14 protein-coding genes are annotated in these 15,501 nt (G+C 46.7%); 9 read left to right on the forward strand and 5 right to left on the reverse strand.

Going from position 1 to position 15,501, the window contains the following annotated elements; all coding sequences use genetic code 11:
* Positions 1-57: 57 nt before the first annotated feature.
* Positions 58-1,239 carry a putative glycoside hydrolase gene (locus AB4111_RS06290; protein ID WP_442030863.1) on the forward strand — a complete coding sequence of 394 codons (1,182 nt, stop codon included), beginning with the start codon at positions 58-60 and terminating at the stop codon, positions 1,237-1,239.
* Positions 1,240-1,444: 205 nt separating this feature from the next.
* Complete coding sequence (locus AB4111_RS06295) at positions 1,445-2,797, forward strand: MATE family efflux transporter (protein ID WP_442031590.1); 1,353 nt, start codon at positions 1,445-1,447, stop codon at positions 2,795-2,797.
* Positions 2,798-2,880: 83 nt separating this feature from the next.
* On the opposite strand, the gene pfkA is transcribed toward AB4111_RS06295, so the two are convergent.
* Together pfkA and AB4111_RS06305 are read right to left on the reverse strand one after the other, a co-directional pair.
* Complete coding sequence (pfkA, locus tag AB4111_RS06300; protein ID WP_253433325.1) at positions 2,881-3,852, reverse strand: 6-phosphofructokinase; 972 nt, start codon at positions 3,850-3,852, stop codon at positions 2,881-2,883.
* Positions 3,853-3,905: 53 nt separating this feature from the next.
* A complete protein-coding gene (locus tag AB4111_RS06305) occupies positions 3,906-4,985 on the reverse strand; it encodes a tetraprenyl-beta-curcumene synthase family protein (RefSeq protein WP_175623655.1) in 1,080 nt (359 codons plus the stop codon).
* 179 nt (positions 4,986-5,164) lie between these two features.
* Between AB4111_RS06305 and AB4111_RS06310 the strand changes: the two genes are divergently transcribed.
* Together AB4111_RS06310 and AB4111_RS06315 are read left to right on the forward strand one after the other, a co-directional pair.
* A complete protein-coding gene (locus AB4111_RS06310) occupies positions 5,165-6,505 on the forward strand; it encodes a multi antimicrobial extrusion protein MatE (RefSeq protein ID WP_442030864.1) in 1,341 nt (446 codons plus the stop codon).
* A 40-nt stretch (positions 6,506-6,545) separates the two neighbouring features.
* Positions 6,546-7,718 (forward strand): MFS transporter, encoded by a 1,173-nt coding sequence (locus tag AB4111_RS06315; protein WP_253433319.1) that lies wholly within the window; start codon positions 6,546-6,548, stop codon positions 7,716-7,718.
* Between the two features lie 153 nt (positions 7,719-7,871).
* Here AB4111_RS06315 and AB4111_RS06320 read toward each other — a convergent pair whose 3' ends face one another.
* Positions 7,872-8,069: a cold shock domain-containing protein gene (locus AB4111_RS06320; RefSeq protein ID WP_017689394.1), complete on the reverse strand. Its 198-nt coding sequence runs from the start codon at positions 8,067-8,069 to the stop codon at positions 7,872-7,874.
* A gap of 162 nt (positions 8,070-8,231) precedes the next feature.
* Here AB4111_RS06320 and AB4111_RS06325 point away from each other — a divergent pair, with 162 nt between their 5' ends.
* From AB4111_RS06325 to AB4111_RS06345, 5 genes are all read left to right on the forward strand, one after another.
* Positions 8,232-8,465, forward strand: coding sequence for a hypothetical protein (locus tag AB4111_RS06325; protein WP_017689395.1), 234 nt, complete (start codon positions 8,232-8,234; stop codon positions 8,463-8,465).
* A 3-nt stretch (positions 8,466-8,468) separates the two neighbouring features.
* Positions 8,469-8,654, forward strand: coding sequence for a hypothetical protein (locus tag AB4111_RS06330; RefSeq protein WP_047842378.1), 186 nt, complete (start codon positions 8,469-8,471; stop codon positions 8,652-8,654).
* A 214-nt stretch (positions 8,655-8,868) separates the two neighbouring features.
* The gene (pepF, locus tag AB4111_RS06335) at positions 8,869-10,659 is read left to right on the forward strand and encodes an oligoendopeptidase F (RefSeq protein ID WP_442030865.1); all 1,791 of its coding nucleotides are present in this window, start codon (positions 8,869-8,871) and stop codon (positions 10,657-10,659) included.
* A 130-nt stretch (positions 10,660-10,789) separates the two neighbouring features.
* Entirely contained in the window at positions 10,790-11,170 is a 381-nt protein-coding gene (locus AB4111_RS06340; RefSeq protein ID WP_442030866.1) for a LapA family protein, read from the forward strand.
* Positions 11,171-11,282: 112 nt separating this feature from the next.
* A complete protein-coding gene (locus AB4111_RS06345) occupies positions 11,283-12,323 on the forward strand; it encodes a M42 family metallopeptidase (RefSeq protein ID WP_442030867.1) in 1,041 nt (346 codons plus the stop codon).
* A 120-nt stretch (positions 12,324-12,443) separates the two neighbouring features.
* Here AB4111_RS06345 and AB4111_RS06350 read toward each other — a convergent pair whose 3' ends face one another.
* Both AB4111_RS06350 and AB4111_RS06355 read right to left on the reverse strand, forming a co-directional pair.
* Positions 12,444-13,382 carry a hypothetical protein gene (locus tag AB4111_RS06350; RefSeq protein WP_442030868.1) on the reverse strand — a complete coding sequence of 313 codons (939 nt, stop codon included), beginning with the start codon at positions 13,380-13,382 and terminating at the stop codon, positions 12,444-12,446.
* A 162-nt stretch (positions 13,383-13,544) separates the two neighbouring features.
* Positions 13,545-15,476, reverse strand: a complete 1,932-nt coding sequence (locus AB4111_RS06355; RefSeq protein WP_442030869.1) for an ABC-F family ATP-binding cassette domain-containing protein — start codon at positions 15,474-15,476, stop codon at positions 13,545-13,547.
* Positions 15,477-15,501 lie beyond the last annotated feature (25 nt).

Consider the following 15,501-nt stretch of genomic DNA (forward strand, 5'->3'; position numbering starts at 1 on the left):
CCCGGAGGCTTTAATGTATAATTCATACATGGAATGCACATAAGGGAGTGGAAATGAATGAACATGTTTTGGGCTTTATTGGCTATGGCCTTTGGAAGCTTTGGTGGTGCCCCCGCAGTAGCAGATCAGGGAAATCCCCAGTTCCAATCGTTAACCAACAGTTTTAACACCGCAATTATCCAATCTCAAAAAGATCAGGTCGTTATTGATGCCGATAACCCACCTGCCAAAATTGATCCTCAACCTGACGCACCTGTGGTCAAAGGTATTTATGTAACGGCCTACAGCGCTGGCGGCGCACGTATGAAAGAATTGCTGGAACTGACAGACAGTACCGAACTGAATGCCATGGTCATTGATATCAAAGACGATCTTGGATACATAACTTATCCCACAGAAAACAAAGCGCTACAGAAAATGGGCAAATCCCAACCCTTTATTCGGGATATCGATGCCTTGATGAAACGGTTGCAAAAACATGACGTCTACCCGATTGCACGTGTCGTTGTATTCAAAGATACGATTCTTGCCAAGCAAAATCCAGAGCTTTCCTTCCGAAATAAGGATGGATCTGTATGGGCGAATGGCAAAGGCGACAGCTTCGTGAATCCGTACAGCAAGGAAGTATGGGACTATAATATCGAGATTGCGAAGGAAGCAGCCAAACTTGGATTCAAAGAGATTCAATTTGACTACGTTCGTTTCCCGGAAGGTTTCGAAACTCGAGCCGATGTACTGAAATATACCAAGTCCGACAAGTCACGGGTCGATGTTGTAGCTGAATTCGTGCAATATGCACGCAAGGAGTTAGCCCCGCTAGGTGTTCGTGTTTCAGTGGACATTTTCGGTTATGCCGCTTCTGTACCTGCAGCTGAAGGCATTGGACAGGATTTTGTTAAAATATCCGAAAATGTGGACGTGATCTCACCGATGGTATACCCTAGTCACTATTCAACGGGATGGTATGGGGTGAAGGACCCTGACAAAGATCCTTACACCACGATCAAGGGCTCGATGGAAGACACACACAAGAAACTGGACCCTACCAAAGAGCTCAAACCCGTCATTCGTCCGTGGATTCAGGACTTCACAGCAAGCTGGCTGGGAAGTGGGCATTATATCAAGTATGGCAAGAAACAAGTGGAAGACCAGATTAGAGCAATGAAAGACATGGATGTGCATGAATATCTGCTCTGGAATGCGTCCAATCGTTATACATCCGGTGTACAATATAAGTAATCGGCACTTTTGCATATTTTTGTATTCATCCAACCTCGCTCCGCTTCTGGCGGAACGAGGTTTTTTCATGTTCATCTTTCTCGATTGTGCCTCTCCTTTGCTTCTGTCCCTATTCAAAACGGACAAAATCCACTACAATGAATAGCTGTCCAGATATGACACCCCGATGACATCATTTTAGAATAGCGAGGCACTGCCAGTGAACATGAACACAACAAGTTTTTCACAAAAAGTGAAGCAATTCCTGATTATATTTTTGCCCATCTTCACCACTCAAATCGCCCTCTCTGCCATGTCGTTCTTCGATACGAATATGTCAGGCAAGTTTTCCCCGGCCGACCTTGCAGGTGTTGCGATCGGCACAAGTCTGTGGATGCCAGTTCAAACTGGACTAAGCGGGATTCTAATTGGCATTACACCCATCGTATCCCATCTGTTAGGTTCCAAACGTAATGATCAGATCGGGTATAACGTCATACAAGCGTTGTATCTTGGAATTGCTGTCAGTCTCGTCGTTATCGGAGCCGGGTCCTTGATACTTGGCCCTGTACTGAACGGGATGCCTTTGGAGCCAAGGGTTGCTCAAGTCGCCTTCTATTTTTTGTGCGCACTCGCTTTTGGCATCATCCCGCTCTTCGGATATACCGTGCTGCGCAGCTTCATGGATGCACTAGGTCAGACGCGAACTACAATGTTCATTACGCTGGTCTCCCTGCCTGTTAATATCTTGCTAAATTATCTGCTGATATTCGGCCGCTGGGGCTTCCCACAATTGGGCGGCGTTGGTGCTGGAGTCGCTACAGCTTGTACGTACTGGCTCATCTTTCTCATTAGTCTCTTTTTTGTCCACCGGATGGAACCTTTCGCCCAATACGGCATTTTCCGTCAGTGGACCCGCGTATCCTTGGCCAAGTGGAAAGAGTTACTCAAGATCGGGATTCCGATTGGATTCGCAACTTTTTTTGAAACGTCCATCTTTGCTGCTGTGACTTTAATGATGAGCCGTTTTGACACCACAACAATCGCTGCCCATCAGGCGGCTCTGAACTTCGCTTCTACGCTCTACATGCTGCCTGTGAGCATATGTATGGCTCTTACGATACTTGTAGGCTTTGAGGCAGGTGCAGGGCGTTTGAAAGATGCCAAACAATACAGTCTGCTCGGCATTGGTGGAGCCATCATACTCTCACTGCTGACAGCCATCGTGTTGATTGTGTTCGGCGAACAGATTGCAGGCGTGTATTCGAACGATCGAGAGGTTATTGCACTTACGCAGCATTTCCTCATTTACGCCATTTTCTTTCAGATCTCGGATGCCATTGCTACACCGACCCAGGGAGCATTGCGTGGTTACAAAGATGTTAATCCGGCACTAATCATTACGTTCGTAGCTTATTGGATTATTGGCTTGCCTGTTGGTTATCTAACTGCTACATATACTTCTCTCGGTGCCTTCGGATACTGGATCGGACTCATTGCCGGCCTTGCTGTAGGAGCAACAGCACTTCTCTGGAGACTCTTTCGGGTACAAAAACAAGCCGCACTGCGCACGGCGTAACATCGATTTTCGCACGCCGTGAAACAATAAAAAGAGCACAATCCTCGTTCATGCGGGATTGTGCTCTTTGCTTATGAATCGAATTATTGGGACAAACGTTGTGCAAGCTCGTAAGTCTCCATATCGAAGTCTTTTTTCGTATTAACTACTTTATCAATATCCGTCAGGGTAAGTTCACCCTTGATAATGCCACAACCTTTGTCTGTCTCGCCTGCGATCAGACTACGAACAGCGAAGTCGCCCAGACGGCTCGCCAGGTTACGGTCGAAAGGTGTTGGCGTACCCCCACGCTGAATGTGACCCAGAACGGTTACACGTGGCTCATACGTCGGGCAACGTTCCATCAGTTCTTTCGCTACATCCTCACCCTTGCCCACGCCTTCTGCAACGATGATAATACTGTGACGTTTACCATGTGCAAAGTTAGCTTTCATCCGATCTGCCACTTCGTCCATGTCAAACGGAACTTCCGGCACAAGAATGGTTTCAGCACCCGAAGCAAGTCCGGCATGCAGCGCGATATCCCCACAGTGACGACCCATAACTTCAACGATAGAAGAACGTTCGTGTGAAGACATCGTATCACGCAATTTGTTTACTGCGTCAACCACTATGCTTACAGCTGTATCAAATCCGATCGTATAGTCGGTGAATGAAATATCGTTATCAATTGTTCCTGGCAACCCCATTGTGTTAATGCCCAGTTTGCTCAGTTTGTTTGCTCCGTTGTAGGAACCATCCCCACCGATAACAACCAGACCGTCAATGCCGCGCGCACGCAGAATGTCCGCACCTTTTTGCTGACCTTCAGCGGTATAGAACTCCTTGCAACGTGCCGATTGAAGAACCGTTCCCCCACGTTGGATGATATCCCCTACACTCCGCAAATCCATTGGGAAGATGTCATTATTCAAAAGACCCTGGTATCCACGTTGAACTCCATATACTTCGAGACCGTGAAACAGTCCGCTGCGAACAACCGCACGAACGGCCGCGTTCATCCCCTGCGAATCACCACCGCTCGTTAAAACTGCGATTTTCTTTACTGCTGTCATGATGTTTCTTCCTCCTCTAGTTTCACTTCAGGCTCCGCAATATTACACCTGACTTACATATTTTTCCGTATCCAGCGACTGAAAATGAAGAAAAATATTCTCGTCATCGGACTATTCTTCATTAGACGTTTGGATACGACGCGAACTTCCTGCTGTTCGCTGACTTTGGGATCAGACAGGTAAATGGCAATCAGTCCTTCGATGATCATCCGGTGAAAGGAACTTCCCGGGATCTTCTGCACATCGCTGCGTGCCATCTCCACAATAAAAGCAATTCTGTCCAGCATGGTCTCTACATTCTCATAATAGTTGCAGAAGTTGAGATCTCCCCCGATGCGGTCCTCATCCTGATCAATTAAATAATCGAGCATAATGTGCAATGCGCATACATGTGGGAAATAGGCCGTGTGGATCGAGGCCGCTTGCTCTTCAGTCAACTGATCGTCACTCGCAGCCAAAAACAGCATGAAAACGCCCAGTGTAGAGCCAGTCGCAGCAGCAAATTCGTTCCAACGAAACTGAGGTGTGCGATGACGATGCTCCGACCACCATTCGAGCAGTGCCGTTTCTCTCAGTTCCGGCTTGATATGCTTATATACCTGCAGGTCCGTGTATAGGCCTGCCAGATCCTGAATTTGGGGCTTGGCGGACGCATAGCCTGGTAACTGACGGGTCAGTTCCTGACATGTGGTCACCAGATTCCGCAGATATCCACCGTCATCCTGCTCCTCACGGAGGGCATAATAATTGACGGGAATTGCTTCGGGATCTACCGCATCAAGCATAGATTGATGGAGAAGACGAAAGTCATCCGGGTCCATCGATGTGCTGCGGTCGCACAGATTGTCCAAATAATCACTAATAGTTTGATATGAAACGATCAGCGGAATCAGAATGTGTCTGTTTGGCAAATCAGCTAACGCGTAGACGGTTCCGCCTTCACAGTGAAACTGCTTATCCTTTAGACTGGCAAGTGCCTGCGTACGTAATTCCTCATTCGGAATCGCCTCAGCCTGAGCACGCCATCCATTCAGTGCCTTCCGTGTTTCCGGAATGGTGTATTTGTACACCCCTCTCATCAATGCCAGCGGTCCACGCGGATATTGATGACGTTTTCGATTTGATTGGCTCAAAATAAATGTGCCTCCACTTGGTTGAATACGTATTAGAGCGATTTTTAACCATTCCTATTATAATATGATCCCCTTAATTGTACAAATGATCTGCCGCATATTCCGCACAAAAAATCGCATCCGCGCTCAAAGCTTTGTGATATACTAGGCATATTTCATCCATCAAAGGAGTCGTTGACATGTCGTCAAGTGAATCACTTTCGTGGAGACGGTTATTTTCTTTTTTTGTGCCACTTGGCATTTCCGCCTCTCTCGTCACCATTTCTCACGTTATTATAAACAGCACATTAGCACGTTCCGCTCATCCCGAGACGGTGATTGCCAGCTATGCCATCGCCGGTAGCTTGTTAACCCTCACGGAACGCCCCTCCACCCTGCTGCGGCAAACCTGTTCCGCGCTGGTTCGCGATCGCCTATCTTTTCAGGCCCTCACGTTTGTGACCAAAATATTTCTTGCCTGTGTACTTCTCATTGGTTTTCTCATCGTATATTCTCCTGTTGGTACCGGGGTGTTCAAATATCTGTTTGGTGTAAGTCCGGATCTGCTGAACAAAGTCATCGACGTATATGAAATTCTCATGTATGTGAGTATCTTCTCAGTAATCCGCAACATCTATCAGGGAATCATCATTACGAATAACCGAACCAAGTGGTTAACCATCGGCATGATATTCCGTTTAGCCGGCATGTACGGCCTATCCCTGTATTTCATCTACACAGACAGCATTGACAGTGGACGTGTAGGCGCTATCATTTTTGCTGCGGGCATGATGATTGAAGCGCTCGTCAGCTTTCTGGAGGGAAACAGCATCAAGCGCAAGATGCCAGCCAAGCTTGAGGATCATCCCGTCGAGAGCAGGGGAGACGTATTTCGCTTTTATAAGCCGCTGCTGTTATCCAGCTTTGTAGCCCTGTTTATAGGACCCGTCATTAACATCGTACTTGGCAAAACGACCGGGATCGCACTGGCCATTTCATCCTTTGCCATAGCAAGCAGTCTGATGCAGTTGATGCTAAGCTTCTTTACATACATTCATCAGATCGTGCTGAATTTCTACCTTGTGGACGCCAAACTGGTACGAAAATTTGCACTTGTCACCGGATTTATTCCGTTTGCGATGATGGTGTCGATTGCCTATACCCCCTTGGGACCCTGGGTACTCGAAAATGTCATGAGCGTTCAGGGCGAACTGTTGAAACAAAGTCTGTGGACACTGCGTGCGTTCGTCTTATTTCCGCTGATCTTCCCTTTTCTGGATTTCAGCAACGGCCTCATTCTGCTTCGCGGTCAGACAAAAACGATGTTTCGTTCGCAAACCGCGAATGCAATCTGCACGGTAATCGTGCTGCTTATACTTGTTAGTATTTTCCCTGCGTGGAACGGCATGATTGGCGCTGTAGCCCAATCCCTTGGCCTGCTCGCTGAACTTATCATTGTCTGGCTTGTCATCCGGCGCACGCAGCAGGAACCTACAATGTCAACACCACCTACCGGTAAATCATCAACCCTGAAAGGGTAATAAAATCATTGAACTGTGATCAGGATTGGAGTCTCTCATCATGAAATTAAGTCACAACGCCCGCCCGGATCAGAACTGGCTGCGGGCTCTCATGTTCACCATCTTCGGTTCCACCGTTCTGGTGGTTTCTTACTTCCAGCTGTACTTCAGTCATCTGGGCTTCAGTCGGGCTGAGATTGGTTATCTCTACGGGATTGGCCCCCTCATCTCTGTATTCTCCAATATGTTCTGGAGCATGGCCAGCGACCGCTACCAAACAGTACGCAAAGTGATGATTATTCTACTTGGTGGTCAATTGATCACAGGCATCATGCTTGCCAATGCAACAACGTTCGGGCAGGTATTTGTACTAGTCACCCTGTTTTACTTTTTCTATTATCCGGTCTATCCACTCTCGGATACGATGGCGATTACTACAGCCAGCAAGTACGGTCGTAATTTCACTTCCATTCGAGTCTTCGGATCGATCGGTTATGCCTTCTTCGCATTAAGTATCGGGTATTTCCTTGGATCTTTTGGGCCAGCCTGGACGATCTGGGTTTGCGTTGGTCTTGCTGCCACTACACTATTGATCAGTTTTCAATTGAAGGATCAACCTTCGGGAAGTAGTAGCAAAATGGATCTATCGGGGCTATGGGCTATTTTGAAACGCAGAGAGGTGCTCACCTTTTTTGGCTGTGTATTTTTGCTTGCCATGGGGCATCGGATGAACGAAGCTTTTCTAACCATCACGCTGAAAGAGCTGGGTGCGAGTGAGGGGCTGATCGGTTGGTCTTTGCTGATCTCTTCTGTAAGTGAAATCCCCATATTTCTGCTGCTGAGCAAGTATGGAAACCGTTATAAGGAACTGCCGCTCATTGCTTTTGCTGCACTGATGTATACAGTTCGTTTGCTTCTCATGTCCATATCCGATACACCTGCAGCTGTCGTTGCGATACAGACGATGCACAGTGTGACCTTCGGTATTTTCTACGTTACGGCAGTCCGTTATATCATTCGCCTGGTTCCGGATGGCTACAGGGCTACAGGTATGGCTTTGTTCACCATTGTCTGGTCCAGTGCTTCGGGACTGCTTAGTGGAACGTTGGGCGGACTGCTGCTGGAACATGCGGGCAGACAGACCTTCTATCTCACCGCTATGGCTTTCTCCCTGGCTGCACTGATCGGTTTCGGATTGAAGTTATGGTCCAGCATGACCAATCGTGTGTCTTGAACACCCAGGAAACCTGAACCGTATTCATCCGTTACTTACACCGGAAATTTAGAATCAAAAAAAGCACAGTCTCCCTTGGGGGACTGTGCTTGGGTTCATAATTTTCAGCTACAAATTTATCATGTATAAGAAGTCCGTTGACCGGAAAAATTCTTACAGTTTGTTTACGTTAGCTGCTTGAGGACCACGGTTTCCATCAGTGATTTCGAATTCTACCGCTTGACCTTCTTCCAATGTTTTGAAGCCGTCTCCTTGGATTGCGGAGAAATGTACGAATACGTCCTCGCCGCCTTCAACTGAAATAAAGCCATAGCCTTTTTCTGCGTTAAACCATTTAACTGTACCTTTCAAATGAAAAACCTCCTAAAAATATCGCCATCTATGGCGAATACCCATATTATACTGTATGGGCTTCCATTTTGCAATTTATCTTTCCATAAATGTCGAAAAAATTTGCTTTGAATCGTAGGGTACGGTATCATTTTACCAAAACCGTTAGTTTGGAGACTACCTATGATAAAAAAACATGAAATATACAAAACAGACAAGTGGAATATGATGACCGTAGAAGTTCAAGGCAAATATCTCGTACTGCGAGAAATTTCGGAAGAGTGGGGCGAAGAATGCCATACTTTCCTTAGCCGTCCTGCTTTAATGCACTGGGCTGAACGCCGTTTCCCAAAAGCAGATTTTGAGAACCGCGAGGATGAATGGCGTCAATTGATGGCTGCCTTCAAAGGGGTCTAACCCATGCAGCTTGACTCAAGCAATGTCGTCATTTTTATCATCCTTGCCTTCTCCCTTGGTATTGTGCTTATTCTGGGACGCAATTCTATCCCGGATCGACTGAGACGTGGAATGGCGCTTATTGCTACCCTGCTCATTTGTTTCGCCTTTTTCCTGATCGTTTATTTCTTGTATAACATGGGAACCTAATCACAAGGAACCCTGATACTCAAATATTTCAACGTACCTCAGGTCATACTATACGAGATTATTCGTATCGTAAGGAGGAAGGCCGTTGAAATACCAGAAATCTCTATCTGTTATACTGGTACTTAGTCTGATTCCTTCGTCTCTCTCCGCACAGGCAAGCGAGACGAAGGCAGCTTCGTCCATACATTCATCAGATCATCAAAGGAGGATTTCCATGAGTCAATTATTGAAACGTTCCGAGGTGCCGGCTGAGCATAGCTGGAAACTGGAAGATTTATTTGCCGATCAGAAAGCCTGGGATCAGGAATATGAAGAAGTATCGACTTTGACCAAGAAGGCCTCCGAATTTCAAGGTAAACTAGGTCAACCTGATGTACTCAAGTCTTGCTTCGAATTCGAAGATGAGATCAGCCTAAAAATAGAACGCCTCTTTGTATATGCACGTATGCATCAAGATGAAGACACAGCTAATCCTACATATCAAAACCTGTCCCAAAAAGCCCAGAAATTAGGCGTACGGGTTGGTGAAGCACTTTCTTTTGTAACACCGGAGATTCTTTCCCTTCCGGATGATCAGTTGGACGCATTTATTGCTAACGAAAAACTCTCTGCTTACACGTTTACTCTGGAAGAGATGAAACGGGAAAAAGCTCACGTTCTTAGCCAAGCAGAAGAAGCTTTGCTTGCACAGGTAGGCAACCTTTCACAAGCACCACAGACCATCTTCAGCATGCTGAATAACGCCGATCTCAAGTTTCCAAGAATCAAAGATGAACATGGTAACGAAGTCGAGCTGACACACGGCAGCTACATTCAGTTCCTTGAGAATCCTAATCGTGAAGTTCGCGAACGTGCTTTCAAAGCGGTATACGAAACCTATGCCAAACAGAAGAACACGATTGCGGCTGCCTTGAATGCAAATGTAACCAAAAATATGTTCTATGCTAATGTTCGGAAGTACCCTTCCGTAATGGAAATGTCCTTATATGGAGATAACATCCCAACGGATGTGTATACGAATCTGGTAGACACGATTCACGAGAGCCTTCCGTTATTGCATCGTTATATGAACCTGCGCAAAAAGTTGCTGGGTGTGGATCAATTGCACATGTACGACCTGTTCGCTCCACTCGTAGACGAGTACAAAATGGATATTACCTATGAGGAAGCGAAACAAACCGTCAAAGACGGTCTGAAACCACTCGGCAAGGACTATGCAGATGCATTGCAGACTGGATATGATAACCGCTGGATCGATATATATGAGAATGAAAATAAACGTTCAGGCGCATATGCCTGGGGCGCTTACGGCACTCACCCGTATGTCTTGTTGAATCACAAAGATAACCTGAACAGCATGTTCACACTTGCACATGAAATGGGTCACGCTCTGCATTCACATTACTCGGATACAACACTTCCGTATCGTGATGCCCAGTACACCATCTTCCTGGCTGAGGTTGCATCCACAACCAACGAAGCGTTACTGATGGATTATCTGCTTAACAAATCAACAGATCCAAAGGAAAAATTGTATCTGCTGACCTATTACGCCGACCAATTCCGTACAACGGTATTCCGTCAGACTATGTTTGCTGAATTTGAGAAAATCATTCACGAACGTGCGGAACAAGGTGACGCCTTAACACCACAATTGTTGTCCGAGATCTACTATGATCTGAACGTTAAATATCACGGTAAAGACATGGTTGTTGACAAAGATATCGAGATGGAATGGGCTCGTATTCCCCACTTCTATAACAGTTTCTACGTATACAAATATGCTACAGGCTTCTCCGCAGCGACCAGCTTCTCCAAGCAAATCCTGGAAGAGGGCCAACCAGCTGTTGACCGTTATCTCGGTTTCCTGAAGAGCGGTGGCAGTGACTACTCCATTAACATTCTGAAAAAAGCAGGTGTGGATATGTCTACACCACAGCCAATTCGTGAAGCCATGAGTGTGTTCAAGGAATTGATTGAACAAATGGAGGAACTAACCAAGTAAGGTTGACATTCAATGTGACCTGCATCCCTTGCCCGTTGGGCAAGGGATTTTACAATCATTGAAAGATGCAATATACCCTAATATGGGTAATGCATACTAGTTCTCAATTGTTCAACAAGGAGGCAACACCATGAAAATGCAATGGGCACTCATAGCAGGTCTTGTTTTTGCACTGCTCACAGGAATCTTTGCGGTTATTAATGTTGATTCCGTTCAAGTTAACCTGCTATTTAACACCGTTCAAATCCCGCTGATTTTGCTGATCCTCGGTTGCACCCTGATCGGTGGAATTATTGTAGGTTCATATGGCATCTATCGCCAATACCGACTGCAACGCGAGAATAAGCAATTGAAATTGCGTGTATCTGAATTGGAAAGTTCGGCAACAAGCAACGCTTCGCTCGATTCTTTCAAATCGATGGATTCGCTTAACTCAACTGAACCGGACAGCCTATTGGAGAATGATTCGATCCAGAGTCAGCGCAAAGGAAACCCTACGGGGACATTGTAACCAACAGAATCAGCCTGCTGGCGAGTCAGGAATGGTAGTATCACATTCACTCCCCCAGACAGGCTGTATTTTGTTTCACACCATACCCACGTTCCAAGGAGGAAATTAGACAATGAATTTTACAATTGATGAATCTTACGTTCTGTCTTTTCTGAAAAAATTGTTGGACACACCAAGTCCAAGTGGTTACACCCATCATATTATCGAGATGATTCGCAAGGAAGCAGAATCACTTGGCATCGCTTGTGAGCTGAATAACAAGGGTGGTGCGGTGCTTACATTGCCAGGGCAGGATTCGTCCAAGACGATTGCTCTGAGTGCCCATGTGGATACACTAGGGGCCATGGTACGCTCGATTACATCCTACGGCACCTTGAAACTGACCTCTGTCGGTGGATTTTCCATGCAAAGTATTGAGAATGAGTACTGCAGCATCCATACTCGGGACGGAAAGACATACACAGGCACCATTCTCTCCCTTCACCCGTCTGTACACGTTTATCCAGATGCACGTACATTTGAACGGACCGAGAGCCATATGGAAGTTCGAATCGATGAAGTTGTCTCCTCCAAGGAAGACGTCTTGAAACTCGGAATTGCTGTCGGTGACTTTATCTCCTTCGATGCTCGTGCCATCATTACCCCAAGCGGTTATATTAAATCACGTCATCTGGACGACAAAGCCAGCGTAGCTGCCTTGTTCGGCATCCTTGAGTCTGCACATCGCGAAAGCTGGAAACCATTACATAATGTCTCTCTGCTCATCTCTAACTACGAAGAAGTCGGACATGGCGCATCGTATATCCCTGCGGAAATCAGTGAAATGATCGCTGTAGACATGGGAGCCATGGGCGATGACCTGAGCTGTAAAGAAACCGATGTATCCATATGTGCCAAAGATTCTTCCGGCCCGTATGACTACGATATGACCAGTCGTCTCATTGAACTGGCCAAACAAGATGGGTTGGATTACGTCGTAGACATCTATCCCCACTACGGCTCAGATGGCAGTGCAGCACTACGCGGAGGAAACAATATCCGAGCAGCACTGATCGGTCCGGGGGTTCACGCATCTCATTCCATGGAGCGTACACATAAGGATGCTGTCCTGAATACGGCACGATTGCTCGCTGCCTACATTACAACGAAGTAAAATAGAATCATCCATCTACGAAAAAATCGTGGATAACATCCATATGTTCGTCTAAGCAGAAGGACACTTCCAAGCACAGTAATTCGGTGCTCTCGGAAGTGTCCTTTGCTGTCCTATCTCTTAATCTGCCTGTTCCACATAGGCATGATATTTATTCTCCAAAATCTCTAACTCTGCCTTATGGTCACGCATTTCATTACTTAACACATGCATGGTCTGTCGAACCGCAATCAGTCCATCTTTCACCTGGCGTTCGGCTTTACGAATTTTGTCCTGAACCATCCAGTCCACAAAGAGATTATCGAAGAAATAGTCTGCGAATGAAAGCAGACCTCCCAGATGCAGATCCGCGTGTACCGCCATCTCTACATCCTCCAATTCCTTTTGAAAACGTCGTAGACGCTTTCCTGCATCCATAATGGCCACCTGAGCGTCATCCATACGTCCCCGCTTGATATGGGTGGAAATTACCCCACCACCCATCATGTCATATATGCCCCAATTACCTGCCGAAGCCAAAGCCTTCTCGGCACGTTCAAGGGCATAGACCAGGTATTCCCCTTCCCGGAAAGCTTCATCCAGTTCCTGAAGTTCACTCGCCAGATGTTCCCGATTTTCAGCCATGTGTTGCAATTCAGCATCCTGGTCCAGCAGACGACCTTCCTTCTTCCCCCACAGAGCGTTGTAATCACTTTGCCAGTATTGATACTGCCGCCCGCCCTCCAACTCCTGTTCCACATGAATTCGTTGCTCTTGCACGTCTTGTAACATGCGACAAGCGGTATCGTACGCAGCCTTGCTTTCCATCAGTTCGAGTTCTTCCTTCTCCAGCTGCTCTGTCTTCTTGCCAATCAGTTGATAGAAAAATGCTGACAATGTCATACTGTTCAGTCGATCAACATTTTTCTGCTCCTTCTGGAGATGCTCCTGACGACGTTTTACCTTTGCTTCCCATTCGGTTTCTTCCGTTTGAAGCTTCTCCAAACGCTTGGTCCATTTCTCGTAAATTCTCCCCTTTTCCTTGAGTACTGCCAACTGTTCATTGATTTCTTTATACATAAGTATGGTGTTCTCTCCCTTCTATGGAATTCTTTACTTATACAACGTAATGAATATACTGAACGTTTCACTTTCATGCGAAATTCACAGACAAAAAAATCGCCCTCTCCTCCAAAGCGACATCAAGTCACTCTAGAAGAAAGGGCGATGTTTAACTATAAATCAAGACTTGCTCTGTTCAATCTGCTCTGCAAGTTCATTCAGAATGGTCCAGCGTTCCATCAATTCGTCCAGATGACGCTCAGCCTCAACCTGCTCTGCCATCAACTCCTGCAGACGGGCAGAATCACTAAATGACTCTTCCATCTCTTTGTTAATCCGGACAAGATTGGCTTCAGCCTTCTCAATATTTTCATCAATCTGATCGTATTCACGTTGCTCCTTGAAGCTGAACTTCAACTTCGGTTTAGCCGCTGACACAGCGGGAGTTGTTTTCTCCGATGACTGCTTCACCTTCGCTGCTCCTGTGTCACTCTCTTGCGTAGCTCCAGGGGCATTTTTCAGCATCCATTCCGCATACTCACTGTAGTCGCCGACGTGTACACGTACAGCACCGTTGCCCTCAAAAGACAGCACTTTATCCACAGTACGATCAAGGAAATAGCGATCATGGGATACCACAAAGACAACACCCGGAAAATCGTCCAGATAGTCTTCCAGTACAGCGAGTGTCTGGATGTCCAGGTCATTCGTCGGCTCATCCAGCAGTAGTACATTCGGCGCAGCCATCAGAACACGCAGCAGATACAGTCGACGTTTCTCTCCACCAGACAGGCGGGAGATTGGCGTCCACTGGGATGCCGGGGTAAACAGGAACCGCTCCAGCATCTGGGATGCCGTAATTAGAGAGCCATCGGCTGTCTTCACATTCTCAGCCACTTCCTTGATGTACTCAATGACACGAAGAGATTCATCCATCTCCTGATGCTCCTGTGTGAAATAGCCCAGATTGACCGTAGGACCGACGTCAACCACGCCTGCATCGGGTTCCAATTTGCCAGATATCATCTGTAACAGCGTGGACTTACCACTACCATTCGGTCCGACAATCCCTACCCGATCTCCAGGTACGGCAATATAACTCAGATCTTCAATCAGTTTGCGACCACCGACGGATTTGGAAAGATGCTCGATCTCCAGAATCTTTTTACCCAGACGAGTGGAGCCAACCGATACTTCCAATGAACCGGAGCGCTGGACTCCTTGTTGGTCTTTGAGTTGTTCAAAACGATCAATTCTCGCTTTTTGTTTCGTCGTCCGTGCCTTGGCACCACGACGAATCCATGCGAGCTCCGTCCGAAGCAAGTTCTTACGCTTCTGTTCGGAAGAAGCTTCCCGTTCTTCACGCTCTGCCTTCAGTTCCAGAAAGCGTGTATAGTTGGCTTCATACCGGAACAAACGGCCATGATCCAATTCCAGCATGACATTGGCCACACGATCCAGGAAATACCGATCATGCGTAATCATAAGCAGTGCGCCGCGACGCTTCTGCAAGTACTGCTCGAGCCATACTACCGAATCATTATCAATATGGTTCGTCGGCTCATCCAGAATGAGCAGTTCGCAAGGATGGATCAGCGCAGCAGCGAGTGCTACCCTTTTGCGTTGTCCACCAGACAACGTGCCCATCAGTGCATCGAATTGACGAATACCCAGTTTGGACAAGATACTCTTCGCTTCACTCTCCATCTGCCAGAGCTGAAGCTGCTCCATTTGCTGATTCAAACGTAGTAATCGCTCTTGCAACGCTGGATCGGAGGAATTCAGCTCCAATAATTCCATCGTTTCCGTATATTCACGCACGGTTTTCATTTCCATGCTGTCACCTTCGAATACTTGTTGCAGTACCGTATTGTCTGGATTGAAGTCCGGATTTTGTGCAAGGAACTGAATACGTACGTCATTACCGATGGAGATCTGTCCCGCGTCTGCAGGTTCCATACCAGATATTACACGCAAAAACGTGGATTTCCCGGTACCATTTACCCCAACGACACCAATCTTGTCCTGATCAGCCATGCCAAATGAAGCATCCTTGAACAATATTTTTTCGCCATAACTTTTTGCAATCTGCTCTACCGTCATTATGTTCATTGCTCGTACCCACTTCTCTGTAAAA

The organism is Paenibacillus sp. 2KB_22 (assembly GCF_052115745.1).
Taxonomy (GTDB): domain Bacteria; phylum Bacillota; class Bacilli; order Paenibacillales; family Paenibacillaceae; genus Paenibacillus.

What these genes read in the sequence shown, in the direction of transcription:
- AB4111_RS06290 (WP_442030863.1), top strand. Translation starts at nt 58, where the DNA reads ATGAACATGTTTTGGGCTTTATTGGCTATGGCCTTTGGAAGCTTTGGT.
- AB4111_RS06295 (WP_442031590.1), top strand. Translation starts at nt 1,445, where the DNA reads ATGAACACAACAAGTTTTTCACAAAAAGTGAAGCAATTCCTGATTATA.
- pfkA (WP_253433325.1), bottom strand. Translation starts at nt 3,852, where the DNA reads ATGACAGCAGTAAAGAAAATCGCAGTTTTAACGAGCGGTGGTGATTCG.
- AB4111_RS06310 (WP_442030864.1), top strand. Translation starts at nt 5,165, where the DNA reads ATGTCGTCAAGTGAATCACTTTCGTGGAGACGGTTATTTTCTTTTTTT.
- AB4111_RS06315 (WP_253433319.1), top strand. Translation starts at nt 6,546, where the DNA reads ATGAAATTAAGTCACAACGCCCGCCCGGATCAGAACTGGCTGCGGGCT.
- AB4111_RS06325 (WP_017689395.1), top strand. Translation starts at nt 8,232, where the DNA reads ATGATAAAAAAACATGAAATATACAAAACAGACAAGTGGAATATGATG.
- AB4111_RS06330 (WP_047842378.1), top strand. Translation starts at nt 8,469, where the DNA reads ATGCAGCTTGACTCAAGCAATGTCGTCATTTTTATCATCCTTGCCTTC.
- pepF (WP_442030865.1), top strand. Translation starts at nt 8,869, where the DNA reads ATGAGTCAATTATTGAAACGTTCCGAGGTGCCGGCTGAGCATAGCTGG.
- AB4111_RS06340 (WP_442030866.1), top strand. Translation starts at nt 10,790, where the DNA reads ATGAAAATGCAATGGGCACTCATAGCAGGTCTTGTTTTTGCACTGCTC.
- AB4111_RS06345 (WP_442030867.1), top strand. Translation starts at nt 11,283, where the DNA reads ATGAATTTTACAATTGATGAATCTTACGTTCTGTCTTTTCTGAAAAAA.
- AB4111_RS06350 (WP_442030868.1), bottom strand. Translation starts at nt 13,382, where the DNA reads ATGTATAAAGAAATCAATGAACAGTTGGCAGTACTCAAGGAAAAGGGG.
- AB4111_RS06355 (WP_442030869.1), bottom strand. Translation starts at nt 15,476, where the DNA reads ATGAACATAATGACGGTAGAGCAGATTGCAAAAAGTTATGGCGAAAAA.